Below are 20,669 nucleotides of genomic sequence, written 5' to 3' on the forward strand. Positions count from 1 at the left end.
CCAGGCCGACCCCATTGGGGTTACTTACGGGAAAAATGCACGACCAGTTTGTCGCCCAGGCTCTGCAGCACTTGAACCAGTACCAGCAGCATGACCACGGTGACGACCATCACGTCGGTCTGGAAACGCTGGTAACCGAAGCGGATCGCCAGGTCGCCCAGGCCGCCGGCGCCGACCACACCTGCCATGGCGGTGTACGACACCAGGGTGATGGCGGTGACGGTAATGGCGGCAAAGATGCCCGGGCGGGCTTCTGGCAGCAGCGCATTGGTAATGATCTGGCGCGTAGTGGCGCCCATCGACTGGGTGGCCTCGATGATGCCGCGGTCCACTTCACGCAGGGCGGTTTCCACCAGGCGCGCGAAGAACGGCGTGGCGCCCACCACCAGCGGCGGGATGGCGCCGGCGACGCCCAGCGAGGTGCCGGTGATCAGCACGGTGAACGGGATCATCACGATCAACAGGATGATGAACGGCAACGAGCGCAGGATGTTGACGATCAACGACAGCAGCGCATACACGCCCTTCTGCTCGAACATCTGCCGCGGGCCGCAGAGGAACAGCAGCACGCCCAGCGGCAGGCCCAGCAGCACGGTGAAGAACAGCGAGCCGAACAGCATGATCATGGTGTCGATGGTGGCCAGCCAGATTTCGGCCCAGTCGACGTTGGCGAAGAAATTCAGGGCGTCCATCAACGCAGTACCTCCATATGTACGTCAGCTGCGGTGAAGCGGTCGAAGGCCGCTTCCATGTCGCCGCCGGTGACGGCCAGGGTCAACTGCCCATAGGGGACGTCCTTGATGCGGTCGATGCGCCCGGCAAGGATGCTGTAGTCCACACCGGTTTCGCGGGCCACGGTGCCCAGCAGCGGCGCATAGGTGGCGTCGCCCTGGAAGGTCAGGCGCACGATGCGGCCCGGTACGTGGGCGAAGTCGTCACGTTGCTCGCCTTCGTCGACCTGCTCGTCTTCCTGGACGAAGCGCTTGGTGGTCGGGTGCTGTGGGTGCAGGAACACCTCGGCCACCGAGCCTTGCTCGACGATCTGCCCGGCATCCATCACCGCCACGCGGTCGCAGACCCGGCGGATCACGTCCATTTCGTGGGTGATCAGCACGATGGTCAGCTTCAGCTCACGGTTGATCTCGGCCAGTAGTTGCAGCACCGAAGCCGTGGTCTGCGGGTCGAGGGCGCTGGTGGCCTCGTCGCACAGCAGGATTTTCGGGTTGGTGGACAGGGCGCGGGCGATGCCGACGCGCTGCTTCTGGCCACCCGACAGCTGCGCCGGGTACTTCCTGGCGTGGTCTTGCAGACCGACGCGGGCCAGCAGCTCGGTGACGCGCTTGTCGATCTCGCTGCGCGAAAGCTCGCCGGCCAGGGTCAGCGGCAGGGCGACGTTGTCTGCAACGGTCTTGGAGGCCAGCAGGTTGAAGTGCTGGAAGATCATCCCGACCTGTTGGCGGAAGCCGCGCAGCTGGGTGGCGTTGAACGCGGTCACGTCTTCACCGTCGACGATGATCTTGCCGCCGGAAGGCTCTTCCAGCCGGTTGATCAGGCGCAGCATGGTGCTTTTGCCTGCGCCGGAATGGCCGATCAGGCCGAATACCTGGCCGTCTTCGATGGTCAGGCTGGTCGGATTCAGAGCGGGGATTTCCCTACCGGCGACGCGGTAGGTCTTGTGTACATGTTGGAACTCGATCACGTAGCGAACCTTGTGGGGCGCATGGAATTTGGGGTCAGCGGTTTGCTGGGGTGGCGCATTTTAGCCTTTTCCAATAGCTGTTCTTAGCATTTATTTCGTAATGGACCAACCCAGCCGGCATAACGCGACAACTGGTAAAGCTTATTGAACGTAGCCAAAGGCGCTCCAGTCACTACTAGAACAATGCCCCAAGGGCAACCTGATGACTGATGAGGAGGCCAAGATGCCTAGCAAGAAGACGGACACGTCCAAGCAAAGCCAGCTCGCGGGTACTGACACACCTGACCGCGCCAATACCAACGCCAAGGTGCAAAGCCTTGAGGATGTGCGCAGCGACGCCACGGGCGAGGCGCTGCGCACCAACCAGGGCGTGCGCATTGCTGATAACCAGAACACGCTGAAGGCAGGTGATCGCGGGCCGTCGCTGCTCGAAGACTTCATCATGCGTGAGAAAATCACCCACTTCGACCACGAGCGCATTCCTGAGCGCATCGTTCATGCCCGCGGCACGGGCGCGCATGGCTTCTTCCAGAGCTATGGCAACCATGCGCAGCTGACCAAGGCCGGTTTTCTTCAGGACCCGGAAAAGATCACCCCGGTATTCGTTCGCTTTTCCACCGTACAGGGCCCACGGGGTTCGGGCGACACTGTGCGCGACGTTCGTGGTTTTGCAGTGAAGTTCTACACGGATGAGGGTAATTTCGACCTCGTTGGCAACAACATGCCGGTGTTCTTCATTCAGGATGCGATCAAGTTTCCAGACTTCGTCCACGCCGTGAAGCCTGAACCGCACAACGAGACCCCTACCGGCGGTTCCGCCCATGACACCTTCTGGGACTTCGTCTCGCTGGTGCCGGAGTCCGCGCACATGGTCATGTGGGCGATGTCCGACCGCGCCATACCGCGCAGCCTGCGCATGATGGAAGGGTTTGGCGTGCACACCTTCCGCCTCATCAACGCCGAAGGTGTATCCAGTTTCGTCAAATTCCACTGGAAGCCGGCCCAGGGTGTGCACTCGGTGCTGTGGGACGAAGCGCAGAAACTGGCGGGCAAGGACGCCGACTTCCACCGTCGTGACCTGTGGGAGGCCATCGAAACCGGCGATTACCCGGAATGGGAGCTGGGCGTGCAGATCGTACCGGAGGCCGATGAGCATAAATTCGACTTCGACCTGCTCGACCCGACCAAGATCATCCCTGAAGAAACGGTGCCGGTGACCCCGCTGGGCAAGATGGTACTCAACCGCAACCCCGACAACTTCTTCGCCGAGGTCGAGCAGGTTGCCTTCTGCCCAGGGCATATCGTGCCGGGCATCGACTTCAGTAATGACCCGCTGCTGCAAGGCCGACTGTTCTCCTATACCGATACCCAACTAAGCCGCCTGGGCGGGCCGAATTTCCACGAGATCCCGATCAACCGGCCGGTGGCGCCCAACCACAATAACCAGCGCGATGCACTGCACCGGCAAACCATCCACAAGGGGCGCGCGTCCTACGAGCCGAACTCGATCGACGGCGGTTGGCCCAAGGAAACCCCTGCCGGCCCGCAGGACGGCGGTTTCGAGAGCTATCACGAGCGTATCGACGCTTACAAGATCCGCCAGCGCAGCGAGTCGTTCGGCGATCACTTCTCGCAGGCGCGCTTGTTCTTCCAGAGCTTGAGTGCAAACGAGCAGCAGCACGTTATCAAGGCCTACAGCTTTGAGCTCGGCAAGGTCGAGCGTGAGCCTATTCGCGCCCGTGAGGTGAATGAAATCCTTGCCAACATCGACTTGAAGCTGGCAGCTGCGGTGGCGGCCAACCTTGGCCTGCCAGCGCCAAAAGCCGGCACGGTGAAAGTCAAAGGCAGCAAGCTGGCGCAATCGCCTGCCCTGAGCCAGATGAACCATCCTGGCACGGTTGGCGTGAAGGGGCGCAAGATCGCCCTGCTGGTGGCCGATGGCGTAGACGGCGCCAGTGTCGATCGCCTGGTGAAAGCGCTTGAAGCCCATAGCACGCGCATCCTGTTGCTGGGGCCGACTTCGGCGCCAGTGAAGACGGCCGATGGCAAAGCGCTGCCAGTGGATGCATCGATGGAGGGCATGCCTTCGATCATGTTCGACGGGATCGTCGTGCCAGCGGGCAAGGCATCACTGGATGCCCTGGCCGCCAGCGGCCTGGCCAAGCACTTCTTGTTGGAGGGCTACAAGCACCTCAAGGCGATTACTTTGGCCAGTGAAGGCAAGGGCCTGCTCGGGGCGCTGGGGCTCAAGGAAGACAAGGGCCTGGTGCTGGGGGATGACCAGAAGACCGTGGATGCTTTTGTCAAAGCGGTCGCGGGGCACCGGGTTTGGGAAAGGGAGGCGGCTGCGGAGGGTGTTCCTGCGTAAAGGGCTGCGTTGCAGCCCATCGCCGGCAAGCCGGCTCCCACGAATGCTCCACAGTTTTCAAGGGCTGTGGGGTGCCTGTGGGAGAGGGCTTGCCTGCGAAGCACTCAATGCTGATGCGGGACCAATACCACCTGGGCCGGCAATTTGCGTTGAATTTCATGCTTCTGCTTCAGCTCGAAGCTGCTGTCGAGCTTGTGGACGCGCTTCGCCAGCAGGTTTTTCAACCACGGTGCATCCTCGGTGCGTGGCACCTGGAACACCACTTCACACTGGTAATTCACCACGTCTTTGGCAATTTCATCGAGCTGTCGGCGCATGGCCGCGATATCCGTGGTCTTCAATGCAATGACCGTGCTCGGCGCTGTCGGGTCTATCACCCGTGCCATGGGTTTGGCTTCGGCCGCTTTCAACGCAGCCTCGGCCTTTTCCAGCTCTGCCTTGCGGGCCTGGCTGACGGCGTCACCGCCCGTCACCGCAGGTGCTTGCGGCATCAGCGCTCGCGCGCGTGCCAGCGCGGTGGCGGCAGCGTTCACATCGCCCTTTTGCAGGACGATCTGGCTGCGCTTGAGGTATGCCTCGGCCAACTGCCGCTGGAACGGCTCCAGGCGGGCATCGTCAGGCGATTGCGCCTGCAGTGCGGCCAACTGGTCTTCGGCGGTGGCCAATTCATTGGTGGTGATACTTTGCTGCAGCTGCTGCCAGGCATCGGCTTGGGCAGGTGCATTGGCCTGCTCGACCGGCGCGCTGGAACACGCGGCCAGGAACAGGGAAAACGCGGCAACAAGCAGATAACGGGATGCGAACGGCTTCATTCCTGCGACTCTCTATTTGCGCAAAAAGCGAGCAAGTCTACACCCAGGTGCGCACGCTCGAAAACAAGTCTTACAGACCTTTTACCCGCGGAAAGGTTGCAGGGTGCGCCTTGGCACACCCCGGTTTTCAGCGTTTTGGCAGGGCCAGGCTCAGCAAGAATAGCACCGCCGCGCAGACCACGATCGATGGGCCGGCCGGCGTGTCCTTGAACCAGGACATGGCCAGGCCGCCGCATACGGCGGTTACACCCAGCAGGCTGGCGCCCAGGGCCATCTGCTCCGGCGAGCGTGCATGGCGTTGTGCCGCAGCCGCCGGGATGATCAGCAGCGAGGTGATCAACAGCACGCCGACAATTTTCATGGCTACGGCGATTACCACGGCAATCAACAGCATCAGCGCCATGCGCAGGCCGGCAACTGGCAAGCCTTCGACCATGGCCAGCTCCTCGTGCACGGTGACCGCCAGTAACGGCCGCCACAGGGCTGAAAGCAGCAGCAACACCAGCGCGCTGCCGCCAAGGATCCAGGCGAGGTCCGTGGTGCTGATGGCCAGCAGGTCACCGAACAGGTAGGCCATCAGGTCGATGCGCACGTCGTGCATGAAGCTCAGCACCACCAAACCTAGCGACAGGGTACTGGGCGCGAGGATGCCCAGCAGCGTGTCGGACGCCAGCGGCTGGCGTTGCTGCAGGGTCACCAGCAGGATCGCCAGCAGCAGGCAGCCGACGGTTACCGCCAGCGCGGGGCTGACATCCAGCACGAAGCCCATTGCCACGCCCAGCAGGGCCGCGTGGGACAGCGTGTCGCCGAAATAGGCCATGCGCCGCCACACCACGAATGAGCCCAGCGGGCCAGCCACCAGCGCCAGGGAAAGACCCGCGAGCAGGGCGTAGAGAAGAAAATCAGCCATGCTTGCAGTGGTCTCCGTGAACATGGGTGCCAGGGGCGACCACCGAGCCATGCAGGTCGTGGCTGTGGTCGTGGTGGTGGTGGTAGACGGCAAGGCTCGGGGCGTTCTGGCCGAACAGCTCGACGAAGGCCGGGTCGTTGCTGACTTGCTCGGGGTGGCCTGAGCAGCACACATGGCGGTTCAGGCAGACCACCTGGTCGGTGGCGCTCATCACCAGGTGCAGATCGTGCGAAACCATCAGCACGCCGCAGCCGTGGCGGTCGCGCAGGCGGGTGATGAGGTTGTACAGCTCGGTCTGGCCGACCACGTCGACGCCTTGTACCGGCTCATCCAGCACCAGCAGCTGCGGCTCGCGCAACAGCGCCCGGGCCAATAGCACACGCTGCATCTCGCCGCCGGAGATGGTCTGGATCGGGCTGTCGATAACCTGCTCGGCGCCGACTTCCTGCAGTGCCGACAGGGCTGCCGCGCGGTCTACACCGGGCACCAGGCGCAAAAAGCGCAGTACTGACAATGGCAGCGTGGCGTCCACCTGAATTTTTTGCGGCATGTAGCCGATGCGCAGTTTCGGCTTGCGCCAGACCTTGCCGCGATGCGGCTTGAGCAGCCCCAACACGGCACGCACCAGCGTGGTTTTGCCAGCCCCGTTGGGGCCGATCAGGGTCACGATCTGGCCGGGTGCCACCGAGAGGTCGATGCTGTCGAGCACCGCCTCGCCGCCAAACGTGACGCCGACCTGCTCAAGGCGGATCAGTGCGTTGCTCATGCCGCCCCCCGGCAGTTGCCGCACAGGCCGACGATCTCCACCGTCTGCGTTTCGACGCTGAAGCCCACGCCCTTGGCGCTGTCGATGATCGCATTGCTGATGCTGTCCTGCTCCAGCTCGATGGCCACATGGCACTCGCGGCAGATCAGGAACTGGCCCTGGTGCGCATGTTCCGGGTGGCTGCAGCCGATGAAGGCGTTGAGCGACGCAATACGGTGCACAAGGCCATTCTCCAGAAGGAAATCCAGCGCCCGATAGACGGTCGGCGGCGCTGCGCGGCGACCGTCCTGTTCGCTGAGCACGGCGAGGATGTCGTAGGCGCCCAGCGGTTTGTGGCTCTGCCACACTAGCTCCAGCACACGGCGGCGCAGCGCGGTCAGGCGCAGGCCCTGGCGGGTGCACAGCACCTCGGCTTCGGCCAAGGCGCTGTGCACGCAATGGGAATGATCGTGGGGACGGTGAGCCAGCGGCGTGATGGACATGGGCAGCGACGGTTCTGGATGGAGACGTTATTATGTTACCTGTTTCTGACGACTCGAGTATTCACCGTGTCCCGATTCCTTGTGCTTTTTGTCGCTTTCCTCGCCTGCTCGGCGCAGGCCGATGTACGTGTGCTGACCAGTATCAAACCGCTGCAGCAGATTGCCGCCGCCGTACAGGACGGTGTTGGCACGCCCGAGGTGCTGCTGCCGCCTGGCGCTTCGCCGCACCATTACGCCCTGCGCCCGTCGGACGTACGCCGCGTCGGCGATGCCGACCTGCTGTACTGGATCGGCCCGGACATGGAGGGCTTCCTGCCGCGGGTGCTGGGCAGCCGCAGCAAGCCGACGGTGGCTGTGCAGTCGCTGGCGGGCATGTCGCTGCGCCACTTTGGCGAGGACAGCCATTCCCACGAAGGCGATGACCACGACGACCATGACCACGATCACCGCCCAGGCAGCCTGGACGCTCACTTGTGGTTGTCGTCAGTGAACGCCCGGGTCATTGCCACGAAGATGGCGGCGGACCTGGCGGCGGCGGACCCAGCCAACGCGGCGCGCTACCAGAGCAACCTCAAAGCCTTCACCGAACGCCTGGATGGCCTGGATGCGCGTATCAAGGCGAGAGTGACGGGCATTGCCGACAAGCCCTACTTCGTGTTCCACGAAGCGTTCGACTACTTTGAGTCGGCTTATGGCCTGAAGCACACCGGCGTGTTCAGCGTGGCGGCCGAAGTGCAGCCGGGCGCGCAGCATGTGGCGGCCATGCGCAAGCGCCTGCAGGAAGTGGGCAAGACCTGTGTGTTCAGCGAACCGCCGCTGCGCCCGCGGTTGGCTGAGACGCTGACGGCCGGGTTGCCGGTGAGGTTGGCGGAACTGGATGCGCTGGGTGGGAACGATCCGGTGGATGCCAAAGGTTACGAGCGTTTGCTGGATAAGCTGGGCAGTGACTTGGTGGGGTGCCTGGAGCAGCTCTAAACACTTTCCGACCTCTCGCGGATGAATCCGCTCCTACAGGTTCACCAACGCCCTTGTAGGAGTGGATTCATCCGCGAAGGGGTTACAAGGCGAACGGCAAGTGCAGCGCCACCTGCTGTCGCTGCGCCAAACGCACTTCGAACTCGCTCGGGTCATGGATCATCACATCCATCCCCGCGAACGATTCGGCCGCGATCAAGCGCGACAGCCAGAAGCGCACGCACCCTACCCGCAACATTTCGGGCCACAACTCGGCCTCGGCTGCCGTGAACGGCCGCAGCGCCGCATAGGCCGCCAGCAACGCCTGGGCGCGGGGCACATCGATTGCGCCGTGCTCGTCCAGGCACCAGTCGTTCACGGTGATGGCGATGTCATACAGCATCGGCCCCGAGCAGGCGTTGTAGAAGTCGATCACGCCGGTCAGGTGAGTGCCTTCGAACATCACATTGTCGCGGAACAGGTCGGCATGCAGGTTGGCCCGGGGCAAGGCCAGGATCTGCGCCTTGTGCGCGATGATTTCGTCCAGCGCGGGCTGCAGCAGCGCTGCCTGTTCGTCGGTCAGGCGCGGCATCAGCTCGGCGCCGGACGCCAGCATCCAGTCCAGCCCTCGGTCGGTCTTGCGCTCGATGACATGGTCGCGGGTGGCCAGATGAATGTGCGCCAGCAGCTCGCCGACCTGGGCGCAATGCTGATTGTTCGGGGCCTTGATGTGCTTGCCCGACAGCCGCGGTTGCAAAAGCGCCGGCTTGCCGCACAGCGCGCGCAGGCCATTGCCGTCGCGGTCACGGATGGCGTAAGGCACCGGCATGTCGGCAGCGTGCAGGGTGTCGAGCAGTTCGATGAAGAACGGCATGTCCTCGCTGGGCCCGCGCTCGATCAGCGTCAGGACGAACTCCCCCTGTTCGAGGCTGACGAAGAAATTGCTGTTTTCGGTGCCGGCGGCAATGCCCTGGAAGTCGAGCAGACGGCCCAGCTGGTACGGCGCCAGAAAAGTTTCCAGCTCAGGCCGGGTCACGGGGGTGAAGACTGACATGATGAAAAAATGCCCATACGGGCACTTCCGCCGGGAAGTGCCGGGTTGATGTGAACGATACGCGTCAGATTACCACTCGAAGATCTTCCAGGACGGGATCAGCATGTCCGGTTGGTCGGAACGAATGAAATTGCCATCAGAGCCATCGGCGCGTACCAGAAAATAAGGCTTGCCGTTTTTCGGTGTGATCTTGATCGCATACAGGAAGCCGTTCTGCCGGTATTCCTGGATGGTTTTATCGCCTTCCGTGCGAATGGTCACCTCGGGATCTGCCGAGGGGGCGTCGTCCGCCGCCAGGGTGACGACTGGCATGGTTGCCATCAGGCCGAGCAGTAACAGGCGATTGAGTGTACGCATGATAACCTTGTCCCTTTGTCGTCATTGATCCGGCTATTCTAGCTCCGGACCCGCCGAAAAGGTTGATTCTGCTCATGAGCCAAGCGCCCCTCGTCCTGGTGGACGGTTCCTCCTACCTTTACCGCGCTTTCCACGCGCTGCCGCCGCTGACCACCTCCAAAGGCATGCCCACCGGCGCGGTCAAAGGGGTGCTGAACATGCTCAAGAGCCTGCGCAAGCAATACCCCGACAGCCTGTTCGCGGTGGTCTTCGACGCCAAAGGCGGCACTTTCCGCGATGCCATGTTCGCCGAGTACAAGGCCAACCGCCCAAGCATGCCGGATGACCTGCGGGTGCAGGTCGAGCCCCTGCATGCCAGCGTCAAGGCTCTGGGTTACCCGCTGCTGTGCGTCGAAGGCGTTGAGGCCGACGACGTGATCGGCACCTTGGCACGCAGCAGCGCGGCCATGGGCCGGCCGGTGATCATTTCGACCGGTGACAAGGACATGGCGCAGTTGGTGGATGACCACGTTACCCTGGTCAACACCATGACCGGCAGCGTCATGGACGTCGCCGGCGTGCACGAAAAGTTCGGCGTCGGCCCGGAACACATCATCGATTTCCTCGCCCTGATGGGCGACAAGGTAGACAACATCCCGGGCGTTCCTGGTGTTGGCGAAAAGACTGCGGTGGGCCTGCTGACCGGTATCGGCGGTGGCCTCAGCGACCTGTATGCCAACCTCGACAAGGTGCCGACGCTTGCCATCCGCGGCGCCAAGACCTTGCCGGCCAAGCTTGAAGAACACCGCGACGCCGCGTTCATGTCCTACGAACTGGCAACCATCAAGCTCGACGTGCCGCTCGATATCGAAGTGGACGCGCTGGTGTGTGGCGAGCCGGACCGCGAGGCGCTACTGGCGCTGTATACCGAGATGGAGTTCAAGAGCTGGATTGCTGACGTGCAGCGTGACGCCGCCAGGGCCGGTACTGAAATTGCGCCGGCCGAGGCGCCTTTGGAAAAGGTCGAGCCGAAGTACGAGACCATCCTCGACCAGGCCCGTTTTGACGCCTGGCTGGAGAAGCTGCGCCAGGCGCCGCTGTTCGCGTTCGATACCGAAACCACCAGCCTGGATGCGCAACAGGCGCAGCTGGTTGGCCTGTCCTTCGCCGTGCATGCCCACGAAGCGGCGTACGTGCCGCTGGCCCACGACTACGAAGGCGCGCCGGTTCAGCTGGATCGCGAAGCCGTGTTGCTGGCGTTGAAACCGCTGCTGGAAGACCCGGCCAAGGCCAAGGTCGGGCAGAACGCCAAGTACGACATCAATATCCTCGCCAATGGCTCGCCGGCCATCCAGATGCAGGGGGTGGCCTACGACACCATGCTGGAATCGTACGTGCTGAACTCCACCGCCACCCGTCACGACATGGACAGCCTGGCGCAGAAGTACCTCGACCACGCGACCGTCTCGTTCGAGGACATCGCCGGCAAGGGCGCCAAGCAGCTGACCTTCAACCAGATCCACCTGGACAAGGCCGGCCCGTACGCGGCGGAAGATGCCGACATCACTCTGCGCCTGCACCAGGCGCTGCAAGCCCGCCTGGCCCAGACGCCGAGCGTGCAGCCGGTGCTGATGGACATCGAAATGCCGCTGGTGCCGGTGCTGGCCAAGATCGAGCGCCAAGGTGCGTTGGTCGATGCCGCCTTGCTGCAGGTACAGAGCGGTGAGCTGGGTGTGAAGATGGCCGACCTTGAACGGCGCGCCTACGAGCTGGCCGGTGAACAATTCAACCTGGGCTCACCCAAGCAGCTTGGCTCGATCCTCTACGACAAGCTGGGCATGCCGGTGCTGAGCAAGACCGCCAAGGGCCAGCCGTCCACGGCCGAAGCGGTACTCGATGACCTGGCCGTGCAGGGCTACCCGCTGCCCGAGGTACTGATGCAGTACCGCAGCCTGAGCAAGCTCAAGAGCACCTACACCGACAAGCTGCCGGGGCAGATCAACCCGCGCACCGGGCGAATCCACACCTCCTACCAGCAGGCGGTGGCCGCGACCGGTCGCCTGTCGTCAAGCGACCCGAACCTGCAGAACATCCCCATCCGTACAGCCGAAGGCCGGCGCATTCGCCAGGCCTTCGTCGCAAGCCCCGGCTACAAGCTGCTGGCTGCGGACTATTCGCAGATCGAACTGCGCATCATGGCCCACCTGGCCAAGGATGAAGGCCTGCTGCACGCCTTCCGCAACGACCTCGATGTGCACCGTGCCACGGCGGCAGAGGTCTTCGGAGTTGCGCTGGAAGAGGTCACGACCGATCAACGGCGCAGCGCCAAAGCGATCAACTTCGGCCTGATCTACGGCATGAGTGCCTTCGGCCTGGCCAAGCAGATCGGCGTGGACCGCAAGCAGTCGCAGGACTATATCGACCGCTATTTCGCCCGCTACCCCGGCGTACTGGCCTACATGGAGCGCACCCGTGCCCAGGCGGCCGAACAAGGTTTCGTCGAGACCCTGTTTGGGCGTCGCCTGTACCTGCCGGACATCAATGCCAAGAACCCGGCCCTGCGCAAAGGCGCGGAACGCACCGCGATCAACGCTCCGATGCAGGGCACTGCCGCCGATATCATCAAGCGGGCAATGGTCAATGTGGACAACTGGCTAAGCGAAAGCGGGCTGGACGCACGCGTGATCCTGCAGGTGCACGACGAATTGGTGCTGGAAGTGCGCGAAGACCTGCTGGAGCAGGTGAAGGATGAAATTCGCGGGCACATGAGCCGCGCCGCACAACTGGATGTGCCGCTGCTGGTCGAAGTAGGTGTTGGCTCGAATTGGGATGAAGCTCACTGATTGAGCCGGGAAACCTGTGTAGGATCTGCGCTGTAGCGACGCGGATCCTGGCATGGCTCGATGCCATTAGTTCTACGGTTTCATGAAACTATCGCAAATAGTTTTGCGAGCTTCGGAACTAAACCGGTGAAGCGGAACTCAGAGTAACTGAATGGCTGGTGAAGCCCTTCGATGCTCCTATGTTGTGTTAAGTGTTGGCAGATACCTGGACCCCGCCCTAGCGGTCCAGACTTGAACCCCGAACTTCCCCCTCCCCATACGAAGTCCGGGGTTTTTTTTGCCCGCAATTCCTGGTTTGGCGGCCCTTGCAGGAGCGGCCTTGTGTTGCGATGGGCCGCAAGCGGCCCAGCATCCAAGTGTTGCCTGGTGCAGGCCTCAGGCTACCGGCTTGTCTTCCAGCTCCATCCAACCCGCCAGCACCCGGTAGGCCTCTTCCAACCCCAGGCGCTTGGGTGCCGAGAACAGCTGGATGGTCACGCCATCCCCCCAACCCTTGCGGATTTCCGACTGGACCTTGAGCAGGGTGTTCTTGCCCGCGCCGTGGGTCAGCTTGTCGGCCTTGGTCAGCAGGATGTGCATCGGCATGCCGCTGGCGCGGGCCCAATCGAGCATCATCTTGTCGAAGTCGGTCATGGGGTGGCGCACATCCATCATCAGGATCACCCCGCGCAGGCATTCGCGGCCGCCCAGGTAGGCTTCCAGGTGGCGCTGCCAGTGTTGCTTGAGCGGGATCGGGACTTTTGCATATCCGTAGCCCGGCAGGTCGACCAATCGCCGTTCATCGTCCAGACTGAAGAAATTCAACAGCTGGGTGCGCCCTGGGGTCTTCGAGGTACGCGCCAGGCTGGCATGAGTCAGGGTATTGAGGGCGCTGGATTTGCCGGCGTTGGAACGGCCGGCGAAAGCCACCTCGTAACCCTGGTCGTCCGGGCATTGTTCGACCTTGGCAGCGCTGAGGGCGAATGTGGCTTTCTGGCAGAGGCCGAGGATGGGGTTCTTGACTTGCATGGGATATCCGATGTGGGTGTTGCCAAAGCCTAGGCCGGCAAGCGGTGTCGTTTCCGTTTGGATGGCGGAAGTATATAATGCCCCAGTTTTTGTGTGCTCATTATCCCAGCGAAGGAGAATGGGCATGGGGTGTCGAACAATAGCTCGCGCATCAGAACGCAGCGCGTCCCCCAACCCTGTCAGGTCGTTTCGCTTGGCGAAATGGCTGCTAGCTGTCGGTATGTTCCTGCCGTTTTTCAGCGCACAGGCTACACAGGATCCCGAGGCGTTGTACAACCGCACGTGTGCGGCCTGTCACGCCGGGCAGTTGCCACAGGCGCCCAGAAAGGGTGACCGGGCAGCCTGGGAGCCAAGGCTGGCGCAAGGCATGGAGGTACTCATGACGCATGTTTTTCAGGGTTTCAAGGCTATGCCGCCGCGTGGATTGTGCATGGACTGCAGTGCCGAGGACTACCGTTTGGTCATCCTTTGGATGAGCGGCAGTCCCGATACATAACATTTCACCCTTAGCCGTGTTGGATTAGCTGATGAACAAACTAGTCGTGAGTCTGCTGTTGACCATGGGTGTCGCAGGTGCGGCCACTGCTGCGCAACCTATAAAAGGCGATGCCGCCGCCGGCCAGGCCAAGACGGCCATCTGTGGTGCCTGCCACAACCCGGACGGCAATAGCCTGGCGCCGAACTTCCCGAAACTGGCCGGCCAGGGCCAGCGTTACCTCGAAAAACAACTGCACGAGATCAAGTCCGGCAAACGTACGGTGTTGGAAATGACCGGCATGCTGGCTAATTTCAATGACCAGGACCTGGCCGACATCGCCGCTTACTTCGCCAGCCAGAAAGGCAGCGTCGGCGCCGCCGATCCCAAGCTGGTCGACCGCGGTCGTGAGCTGTTCAACGGCGGCGACCTGGAAAAAGGCCTGCCCGCCTGTACTGGCTGCCACTCGCCCAACGGCGCAGGCATCGCCTTGGCCGGCTTCCCGCACCTCAGCGGCCAGCATACCCAGTACATCACCAAGCAACTCACCGACTTCCGCGAAGGCAACCGCACCAATGATGGCGACGCGATGACCATGCGCACGATTGCCGGGAAGCTGAGCAACCATGATATCGAAGCGTTGGCCAGCTACATCCAGGGCCTGCATTAACGTTCGGTTAATGCTGTAACGCTAAAGATGAAAGGGCGGCGCGGATCGCCCTTTTTTCAGTCCGCAGCCGTTACACTACAGAACTCGGGCCCTTCCCGACCTGTCTCAACACAGGTCGCGTCGAGGCGACCAATGACTGCTCAGGAGTAAAGCATGCGTAAACTGATTCTCAGCGCTGCGCTGGTCGCCGCCAGCGTATTCGGTATGGCCGCTGTCCAGGCCGCCGAGCCTGCCACGGCCGGCAAGGAATACCTCGAGCTGAGCAACCCTGTCCCGGTATCCGTCCCTGGCAAGATCGAAGTGGTCGAGCTGTTCTGGTACGGCTGCCCTCACTGCTACCACTTCGAGCCGGTAATCAACCCATGGGTTGAAAAACTGCCCAAGGACGTCAACTTCAAGCGCGTGCCTGCCATGTTCGGCGGCCCTTGGGATGCCCACGGCCAGATGTTCCTGACCCTCGAAGCCATGGGCGTGGAGCACAAGGTTCACGCCGCCGTGTTCGATGCCATCCAGAACAAGCGCATGCACCTGACCAAGCCTGACGAAATGGCCGATTTCCTCGCCACCCAAGGCGTCGACAAGGACAAGTTCCTCGCCACCTTCAACTCGTTCGCCATCAAAGGCCAGGTCAACCAGGCCAAGGAGCTGGCGAAGAAGTACGAAATCACTGGTGTACCGAGCATGGTGGTCAATGGCAAGTACCGCTTCGACCTCGGCACCGCTCAAGGCCCGGAAGGCGTGCTGAACGTTGCCGACCAGCTGATCGAGAAGGAGCGCGCCGCTAAGTAAGCGGCGAACCCCATGCGCCGCTTCAGAACCGCGCGTGGCATTGGCCTGCATGAGCCGCAGGTCAACGAGCATCATCTGCAGGCCAACGGCCTGCCGGAAGATGGTCGCCTGCGGCTGCTCAGCTTCAATATCCAGGTCGGCATCAGTACCGAGCGCTATCGCCACTACCTGACCCGCAGCTGGCAGCATTTGCTGCCGCATACCGGGCGTGCCAGCAACCTGCAGAAGATCGGCGACCTGCTCAACGACTTCGACCTGGTGGCCCTGCAGGAGGCCGACGGCGGCAGCCTGCGTTCGGGTTACGTCAACCAGGTGGAGCACCTGGCCCACCTGGGGGGCTTCCCCTACTGGTACCAGCAGCTCAACCGCAACCTCGGGCGCTTCGCCCAGCACAGCAATGGCGTGCTCAGCCGCCTTAAACCCCAACTCCTTGAAGACCACCCGCTGCCCGGCCCTGCTGGCCGCGGTGCAATCCTGGTGCGCTTCGGCGAGGGCGAAAACGCGCTGATCGTAGTCATGATGCACCTGGCGCTTGGCGCCAAGACCCGTGCTCGCCAGTTGGCCTACATTCGTGAGCTGATTGGCGGCTACCGCCATCAGGTACTGATGGGCGACATGAACACCCACGCGAACGACCTGCTCGACCACTCCCCCCTGCGCGATCTTGGCCTGATCGCCCCTCAGGTCGAAGCCACCTTCCCCAGTTGGCGACCGCAGCGTTGCCTGGACCATATCCTGCTCAGCCCAACCCTGACCCTGGAGCGGGTCGAGGTGTTGGCACAGCCAATTTCCGACCATCTTCCGGTTGCCGTGGAGATCCGATTGCCTGATGCATTGACTGTGGATACGCTGCCGGTCTTGAGTTAGATCAGCATGCGCGTCCTTGGGCCCTCAAGTGTTCGGGCCGCGCGCCGACAGCGTGTAACTACAGCCCAATAGATGCATCACCCGTCGCGGATCCAGGCATGACCGAAGAAGCCGAGCGCTGGAAAGAAAAATACCTTAAAAGCATCGAACAGCAGGAAAAACTCGAGCGGCGCTGGGAAGCGCGTCTCGACTTGCTGCGCCGAGGCCTGGTGCGCAGTACCCTGGCCGCCGAAGGCAGTGACAAGGTGGTCGACCAGTGCATGAAGGAAATGCGCGAGGTCATCCGCAGTGACAACATGGACGCAGGCCTCGCCGGGCTGATCCCACGCCTTGAGAAGGCCGTGCTGGACTCCGAGCAACGCCGCGAAACCCGTATGAACCAGGTCAGCGACGCGCTGACCGCACTGGTTACGCAGCTTCAGGGCCTACCGCTGCCTGGGGATGTATCGCGGCCGCTGAAGAAACTGGCGAAAAAGCTCGACGGCGGCGTCAGCCAGTCGCGCGAGTTGCCGCCACTGCTGGGGGAGCTAAGCGGCCTGCAAGGGCGCGCGCTTTCAGCATTGGGCAAGCCGGCTGAAGAAACCAGGCCAGGGCTGTTGCAGCGCTTGTTCGGTAACCGTGACGGTGAGCCGCAGGCTGATGTGCCTGCCGACCCGGAGCTTGCGCCGGCAACAGCACATTCCGAACCGCACCCAGTGGCGGATGGCCCCGTCCTGGTAGACCTGCCGCCATCGGATATGGACGAACTGCGTCCGGTGCAGGCGCCTGTTGAGGAGCCTCAAGAGGCGGCTATCGTCGAGCAGCAAGCTGCAGCCGACCCTGAACCGCAAGCACTGGAGCCTGAGCAGGCCGACGATGCCGAGGCAGCACCGGCACCTGCCGAAGCGCCGCTGCCTGCTGAACCCGAACCCACCGAGCAGGCGAAACAGCCCGACGAGCCGGCAGCCGAACCTGCAGCGCTGCCCCTCGAGGAAACCTTCGGTGAGGACGGCCCCTACTCGCTGCCCGACGCGGTCGAGCCGCCCTATAGCCAGGTTGCCGCGCACATCGAACAAACCCTGCTCGGCCTGCTCGACGACCTCAGCCTGCCGGAGCGCCACAAGGCGCAGGCCTTGGAGATGCGCGAGCGGGTGGCGCGTGGGCTGAACTGGTATGAGCTGATTCCGGTGCTCGATGACCTCGCCGTGCTCATGCTGGCGATCACCGACAGCGGGCAACACGAATTCGAGACTTACCTGCAGCAGCTCAACGAGCGCCTTGAAAGCTTCCAGAGCCACTTGCACGAAGCCAGCACCGGCCATGCCGACAACAGTACGGCCGCCCGTGAGCTGGACAGCCAGTTGCGCGAACAGGTCGATGGCCTGCAGAACAGTGTCCAGGGTGCGGCCGACGTGGACAGCCTCAAGCACATTCTGGAAAACCGCCTGGAAGGCCTGCTGGGCACGATGGACGAGCATCAGCACGCACGTGATCGCCGCGAACAAGAGCTCGCGGGGCGCCTGCAGGGGTTGGCCGAGCGTGTGGCGAGCATGGAGCAGGAGGCGCTCGGTTATCGCGAGCATCTGGAGGAACAGCGGCAGAAGGCCCTGATCGATCCGCTGACCGGCCTGCCCAATCGCGCCGCCTGGACCGAGCAGGTCGAGCGGGAAATACTCGAATGGCAAGAGAACGGCGGCCACCTGGCGATGGCAATACTCGACCTGGATCATTTCAAGCGTATCAATGACAGCTACGGCCACCTGGCCGGGGACAAAGTGCTGAAGATCGTCGCCGATCAGCTGCGCAAGCGCCTGCGCGCACGTGACTTCATCGCGCGTTTTGGTGGGGAAGAGTTCGTGCTGTTGCTGCCGCAGACTTCACCGGCTGCAGGTGCGCAGGTCGCCGAAGTGCTGCGCGCCGCGATCGAAGCCTGCCCGTTCCATTTCAAGGGTGAGCGGGTGGTGATCACCGCGTCCATCGGCCTGAGCACCTTCCGCTCCGGTGAGCGCGGCGACCAGGTGCTCAAGCGTGCCGATGCAGCCTTGTATCGCGCCAAGGACCTCGGCCGTAATCGCGTGGAACAAAGCTGAGCGGGTGGGCGTTGTGCGCATACGTTATGCTAATGCGCTACCGGCAATCACCGTGGCTTTTCCCATGAGAGCGTTATTTTCCGTACTTTTGCTGGTCGTGCTGGCCGGTTGTTCTACCGGCCTGCGCATCGACCGCAGCCACCCTTCGGCCAATCAGGATAACCGCATCCAGTTCGTTGTCCTGCATTACACCAACGCCTCGCTGGAGCGCTCGCTTGCACTGCTTACCCATGGCGAGGTCAGTGCCCATTACCTGATCGGCGATGGCCCGGCCACCGTTTACCAGCTGGTCGACGAAAACCGCCGGGCCTGGCATGCCGGCGACAGCCAGTGGGATGGGCGTACCTGGCTGAACTCGAGCTCCATCGGCATCGAGATCGTCAACCCAGGCTTCGACACCACCCCCAATGGCCGTGTCTGGTATCCCTATAGCGAAGCGCAGATCCAGTCGTTGATCGCCTTGCTCAAGGACATCGTCAAACGCAACAACATCAACCCGCGCTACATCATCGGCCACAGCGACATCGCGCCCTTGCGCAAGCTCGATCCGGGGCCGCTGTTCCCGTGGAAGCGCCTGGCCGATGCGGGGCTGGGGGTGTGGCCAGAGGCGAATGCCGTGGCGCGGCAGCAGGCGTACTTCAACGCCAACCCACCGACAATCGGCTGGTATCAGCAGGAGCTTGCACGCTTCGGCTACGCTATCGAGCAGACTGGGCAGCTGGATGTCGCCACACGGCATGTCATCGCGGCCTTCCAGATGCGCTTCCGGCCACAGCGCTTCGACGGCACGCCAGATGCGCAGACGGCTGCCATGTTGCAGGTAGTCAACCGGATGCGCTGACGCCCATCACGCTATCGCCCTCCGCCAAACGGCCAAGCTAAACCAGCATTCCGTTGCTATACCTTGTATATCAACTGGATGCTGCCCATGTCGGCTCTGATAACTGCTCTGCGCCAATTTTTCTACCGCCCCTGGATGCTGGCCTCCTTGGCAGCAATGGCCAGCGCTGCGGTATTGCTGACGGCCAGCATCGCCATTGCCCTGCATCAGATGAAGCAGAGCGAAAGTGCGCAGATGAATGCTCAGGGCGAGCGCTTCCTCGACCGCCTTGAGCAGGTATTCGGCCAGTTGCGTGAGGGCGTCGATGATCTGCAGGCGCAGCCGCTGCGTGGCTGCAGCCCTGCGATGCTGGCGCAACTGCAGCAGGTGGGCCTTGGCTCACGCTTCATCTATGAGGCGGCCTATGTAGACGCCAGCGTCGCCTGCTCGAACCGTGGAGGGGCCAGGGCGTTCGTGCCCACCCGGGCTCCGGACATCCAGGGGCCAACCTACAGTTACTGGCTGAACACCACGACCGAACCCAACGAAAACCTGGCCGCACTGATGCTTGCGCGTGGCAACTTCCTGGTCTCCACATCACGCGGGCACCTGACCGATGTGGTCGACCTGCCTCCCGGTGGCAGCCTGCTGGTGGTGCTGGACAACGGCACACGGGCGATTCCAGTGCTGGGCCCACCGCAAACCTGGCCACCGTCCAACAATTGGTCGCCCTCCAGCACAACCTCTTTGTTCGAGATGCATGACCGCCTTGTCTATCGAATGCCAACCAAGTCGCCGGATTACCAACTCGTCCTGATTGCCCCAAGGGCGAGCCTGCCGTTGCGGATGAACGGCATGCTCTGGTTGTTATTCCCAGGGAGCGTTCTGGCGGCTTGCTGCATTGGCTGGCTGGTGCTGCAGTTGATCCTGCAGCGCCGCTCGATGAGCTCGGAGCTGCAAAATGCGCTGCGCCGCGGTGAGCTGCAGGTGCTGTACCAGCCCATCATGGAGCTGGATAGCCGGCGCTGCGTGGGCGCTGAGGCGCTGGTGCGCTGGCGACGCCCGGACGGCACGCTGACCAGCCCGGACTTGTTCATTCCGTTGGCGGAAAACACCGGGCAGATCCGCCAGATCACCGACTTCGTCCTGCAGCGTGTGCTAGAGCAACTGGGCCAGTTACTGCGTTCGCACCGTAACCTGTATATCTCGGTTAACCTTGCCGCCTGCGATGTGATGGTGCCGCGAATTGGCCGGGTAGCGGCGCGGTTGTTGGCGCTGCACCGCGTGGCGGCCAGCCAGATCGCCTTTGAAGTCACCGAGCGCGGGCTGATCGATGTGGTGGTGGCCCGGGACAACCTGCAGGCCCTGCGTTCGGTGGGGCATCAGGTGCTGATCGATGATTTTGGTACTGGCTATTGCAGCCTGGCCTATCTGCAGACCTTGCCGGTGGACTGCTTGAAGATCGACAAGGCTTTTATCGACGCACTTGGCCATGACGCTGCCAGCAGTGGCGTGGCACCGCACATCATTCGCATGGCCCACGACCTTCATCTGCGGGTGATCGCCGAGGGTATCGAATGCGAAGCCCAGGCGGTGCTGCTGAACAGCGAGGGCGTCAATTACGGCCAGGGCTGGTTGTTCGCCCACCCGCTCAATGCCCGACAGTTCGTCGAGCTGGTAACCCGTGGGCGGCAGGTGCGCAGGCAACGGATCGATGATGAGCCTTGAGTGTGAGGCTCATGCATCC

Annotated in this window: 19 protein-coding genes; 10 read left to right on the forward strand and 9 right to left on the reverse strand. The window is 62.6% G+C overall.

Annotated elements, in window-relative coordinates:
• Window positions 1-20: 20 nt before the first annotated feature.
• Together ABEH27_RS06790 and ABEH27_RS06795 are read right to left on the reverse strand one after the other, a co-directional pair.
• A complete protein-coding gene (locus ABEH27_RS06790; protein WP_346612809.1) occupies window positions 21-692 on the reverse strand; it encodes a methionine ABC transporter permease in 672 nt (223 codons plus the stop codon).
• Window positions 692-1,699: a methionine ABC transporter ATP-binding protein gene (locus ABEH27_RS06795; RefSeq protein WP_346612810.1), complete on the reverse strand. Its 1,008-nt coding sequence runs from the start codon at window positions 1,697-1,699 to the stop codon at window positions 692-694. The genes ABEH27_RS06790 and ABEH27_RS06795 overlap by 1 nt, the downstream gene beginning before the upstream one ends.
• Window positions 1,700-1,901: 202 nt before the next feature.
• Between ABEH27_RS06795 and katE the strand changes: the two genes are divergently transcribed.
• The gene (katE, locus tag ABEH27_RS06800) at window positions 1,902-4,067 is read left to right on the forward strand and encodes a catalase HPII (protein ID WP_346612811.1); all 2,166 of its coding nucleotides are present in this window, start codon (window positions 1,902-1,904) and stop codon (window positions 4,065-4,067) included.
• Window positions 4,068-4,171: 104 nt separating this feature from the next.
• Here katE and ABEH27_RS06805 read toward each other — a convergent pair whose 3' ends face one another.
• The 4 genes from ABEH27_RS06805 to zur form a co-directional block, all read right to left on the reverse strand.
• Window positions 4,172-4,879: a PA5502 family lipoprotein gene (locus ABEH27_RS06805; protein ID WP_346612812.1), complete on the reverse strand. Its 708-nt coding sequence runs from the start codon at window positions 4,877-4,879 to the stop codon at window positions 4,172-4,174.
• 127 nt (window positions 4,880-5,006) lie between these two features.
• Window positions 5,007-5,789 (reverse strand): zinc ABC transporter permease subunit ZnuB, encoded by a 783-nt coding sequence (gene znuB, locus ABEH27_RS06810; RefSeq protein ID WP_346612813.1) that lies wholly within the window; start codon window positions 5,787-5,789, stop codon window positions 5,007-5,009.
• Window positions 5,782-6,555, reverse strand: a complete 774-nt coding sequence (gene znuC / locus ABEH27_RS06815) for a zinc ABC transporter ATP-binding protein ZnuC (RefSeq protein WP_346612814.1) — start codon at window positions 6,553-6,555, stop codon at window positions 5,782-5,784. Before znuC ends, znuB begins: the two co-directional genes overlap by 8 nt.
• Window positions 6,552-7,037 carry a zinc uptake transcriptional repressor Zur gene (gene zur, locus ABEH27_RS06820; RefSeq protein WP_346612815.1) on the reverse strand — a complete coding sequence of 162 codons (486 nt, stop codon included), beginning with the start codon at window positions 7,035-7,037 and terminating at the stop codon, window positions 6,552-6,554. The genes znuC and zur overlap by 4 nt, the downstream gene beginning before the upstream one ends.
• 18 nt (window positions 7,038-7,055) lie before the next feature.
• Here zur and ABEH27_RS06825 point away from each other — a divergent pair, with 18 nt between their 5' ends.
• The gene (locus ABEH27_RS06825) at window positions 7,056-8,012 is read left to right on the forward strand and encodes a zinc ABC transporter substrate-binding protein (RefSeq protein WP_346612816.1); all 957 of its coding nucleotides are present in this window, start codon (window positions 7,056-7,058) and stop codon (window positions 8,010-8,012) included.
• A gap of 82 nt (window positions 8,013-8,094) precedes the next feature.
• On the opposite strand, the gene ABEH27_RS06830 is transcribed toward ABEH27_RS06825, so the two are convergent.
• Both ABEH27_RS06830 and ABEH27_RS06835 read right to left on the reverse strand, forming a co-directional pair.
• Window positions 8,095-9,045 (reverse strand): homoserine kinase, encoded by a 951-nt coding sequence (locus tag ABEH27_RS06830; RefSeq protein WP_346612817.1) that lies wholly within the window; start codon window positions 9,043-9,045, stop codon window positions 8,095-8,097.
• Window positions 9,046-9,114: 69 nt separating this feature from the next.
• A complete protein-coding gene (locus tag ABEH27_RS06835; protein WP_346612818.1) occupies window positions 9,115-9,402 on the reverse strand; it encodes a DUF2782 domain-containing protein in 288 nt (95 codons plus the stop codon).
• 74 nt (window positions 9,403-9,476) lie between these two features.
• On the opposite strand from ABEH27_RS06835, the gene polA reads away from it, so the two are divergent.
• Window positions 9,477-12,224, forward strand: coding sequence for a DNA polymerase I (polA, locus tag ABEH27_RS06840; RefSeq protein ID WP_346612819.1), 2,748 nt, complete (start codon window positions 9,477-9,479; stop codon window positions 12,222-12,224).
• A gap of 375 nt (window positions 12,225-12,599) precedes the next feature.
• Here polA and yihA read toward each other — a convergent pair whose 3' ends face one another.
• Window positions 12,600-13,232 carry a ribosome biogenesis GTP-binding protein YihA/YsxC gene (gene yihA, locus ABEH27_RS06845; protein ID WP_346612820.1) on the reverse strand — a complete coding sequence of 211 codons (633 nt, stop codon included), beginning with the start codon at window positions 13,230-13,232 and terminating at the stop codon, window positions 12,600-12,602.
• A 193-nt stretch (window positions 13,233-13,425) separates the two neighbouring features.
• Between yihA and ABEH27_RS06850 the strand changes: the two genes are divergently transcribed.
• From ABEH27_RS06850 to ABEH27_RS06880, 7 genes are all read left to right on the forward strand, one after another.
• The gene (locus ABEH27_RS06850; RefSeq protein WP_346612821.1) at window positions 13,426-13,728 is read left to right on the forward strand and encodes a c-type cytochrome; all 303 of its coding nucleotides are present in this window, start codon (window positions 13,426-13,428) and stop codon (window positions 13,726-13,728) included.
• A gap of 31 nt (window positions 13,729-13,759) precedes the next feature.
• Window positions 13,760-14,377, forward strand: coding sequence for a c-type cytochrome (locus ABEH27_RS06855; protein WP_346612822.1), 618 nt, complete (start codon window positions 13,760-13,762; stop codon window positions 14,375-14,377).
• A 153-nt stretch (window positions 14,378-14,530) separates the two neighbouring features.
• Window positions 14,531-15,166, forward strand: coding sequence for a thiol:disulfide interchange protein DsbA (gene dsbA / locus ABEH27_RS06860; RefSeq protein ID WP_346612823.1), 636 nt, complete (start codon window positions 14,531-14,533; stop codon window positions 15,164-15,166).
• 12 nt (window positions 15,167-15,178) lie between these two features.
• Complete coding sequence (locus ABEH27_RS06865) at window positions 15,179-16,033, forward strand: endonuclease/exonuclease/phosphatase family protein (protein ID WP_346612824.1); 855 nt, start codon at window positions 15,179-15,181, stop codon at window positions 16,031-16,033.
• A gap of 98 nt (window positions 16,034-16,131) precedes the next feature.
• The gene (locus ABEH27_RS06870) at window positions 16,132-18,102 is read left to right on the forward strand and encodes a diguanylate cyclase (protein ID WP_346612825.1); all 1,971 of its coding nucleotides are present in this window, start codon (window positions 16,132-16,134) and stop codon (window positions 18,100-18,102) included.
• Between the two features lie 64 nt (window positions 18,103-18,166).
• A complete protein-coding gene (locus ABEH27_RS06875) occupies window positions 18,167-18,943 on the forward strand; it encodes an N-acetylmuramoyl-L-alanine amidase (protein WP_346612826.1) in 777 nt (258 codons plus the stop codon).
• 87 nt (window positions 18,944-19,030) lie between these two features.
• Window positions 19,031-20,650, forward strand: a complete 1,620-nt coding sequence (locus ABEH27_RS06880; RefSeq protein WP_346612827.1) for an EAL domain-containing protein — start codon at window positions 19,031-19,033, stop codon at window positions 20,648-20,650.
• Window positions 20,651-20,669: the final 19 nt, after the last annotated feature.

The sequence above is a fragment of the Pseudomonas sp. P39-UII1 genome (genome assembly GCF_039672635.1).
Taxonomy (GTDB): Bacteria; Pseudomonadota; Gammaproteobacteria; order Pseudomonadales; family Pseudomonadaceae; genus Aquipseudomonas.

Bases quoted from the DNA above. Each gene is read 5' to 3' on its own strand.
- ABEH27_RS06835 (WP_346612818.1), bottom strand. From the start codon at position 9,402: ATGCGTACACTCAATCGCCTGTTACTGCTCGGCCTGATGGCAACCATG.
- yihA (WP_346612820.1), bottom strand. From the start codon at position 13,232: ATGCAAGTCAAGAACCCCATCCTCGGCCTCTGCCAGAAAGCCACATTC.
- ABEH27_RS06830 (WP_346612817.1), bottom strand. From the start codon at position 9,045: ATGTCAGTCTTCACCCCCGTGACCCGGCCTGAGCTGGAAACTTTTCTG.
- znuB (WP_346612813.1), bottom strand. From the start codon at position 5,789: ATGGCTGATTTTCTTCTCTACGCCCTGCTCGCGGGTCTTTCCCTGGCG.
- katE (WP_346612811.1), top strand. From the start codon at position 1,902: ATGACTGATGAGGAGGCCAAGATGCCTAGCAAGAAGACGGACACGTCC.
- ABEH27_RS06865 (WP_346612824.1), top strand. From the start codon at position 15,179: ATGCGCCGCTTCAGAACCGCGCGTGGCATTGGCCTGCATGAGCCGCAG.
- ABEH27_RS06805 (WP_346612812.1), bottom strand. From the start codon at position 4,879: ATGAAGCCGTTCGCATCCCGTTATCTGCTTGTTGCCGCGTTTTCCCTG.
- dsbA (WP_346612823.1), top strand. From the start codon at position 14,531: ATGCGTAAACTGATTCTCAGCGCTGCGCTGGTCGCCGCCAGCGTATTC.
- ABEH27_RS06880 (WP_346612827.1), top strand. From the start codon at position 19,031: ATGTCGGCTCTGATAACTGCTCTGCGCCAATTTTTCTACCGCCCCTGG.
- znuC (WP_346612814.1), bottom strand. From the start codon at position 6,555: ATGAGCAACGCACTGATCCGCCTTGAGCAGGTCGGCGTCACGTTTGGC.
- ABEH27_RS06875 (WP_346612826.1), top strand. From the start codon at position 18,167: ATGAGAGCGTTATTTTCCGTACTTTTGCTGGTCGTGCTGGCCGGTTGT.
- ABEH27_RS06855 (WP_346612822.1), top strand. From the start codon at position 13,760: ATGAACAAACTAGTCGTGAGTCTGCTGTTGACCATGGGTGTCGCAGGT.
- ABEH27_RS06825 (WP_346612816.1), top strand. From the start codon at position 7,056: ATGGAGACGTTATTATGTTACCTGTTTCTGACGACTCGAGTATTCACC.
- polA (WP_346612819.1), top strand. From the start codon at position 9,477: ATGAGCCAAGCGCCCCTCGTCCTGGTGGACGGTTCCTCCTACCTTTAC.
- zur (WP_346612815.1), bottom strand. From the start codon at position 7,037: ATGTCCATCACGCCGCTGGCTCACCGTCCCCACGATCATTCCCATTGC.
- ABEH27_RS06790 (WP_346612809.1), bottom strand. From the start codon at position 692: ATGGACGCCCTGAATTTCTTCGCCAACGTCGACTGGGCCGAAATCTGG.
- ABEH27_RS06870 (WP_346612825.1), top strand. From the start codon at position 16,132: ATGACCGAAGAAGCCGAGCGCTGGAAAGAAAAATACCTTAAAAGCATC.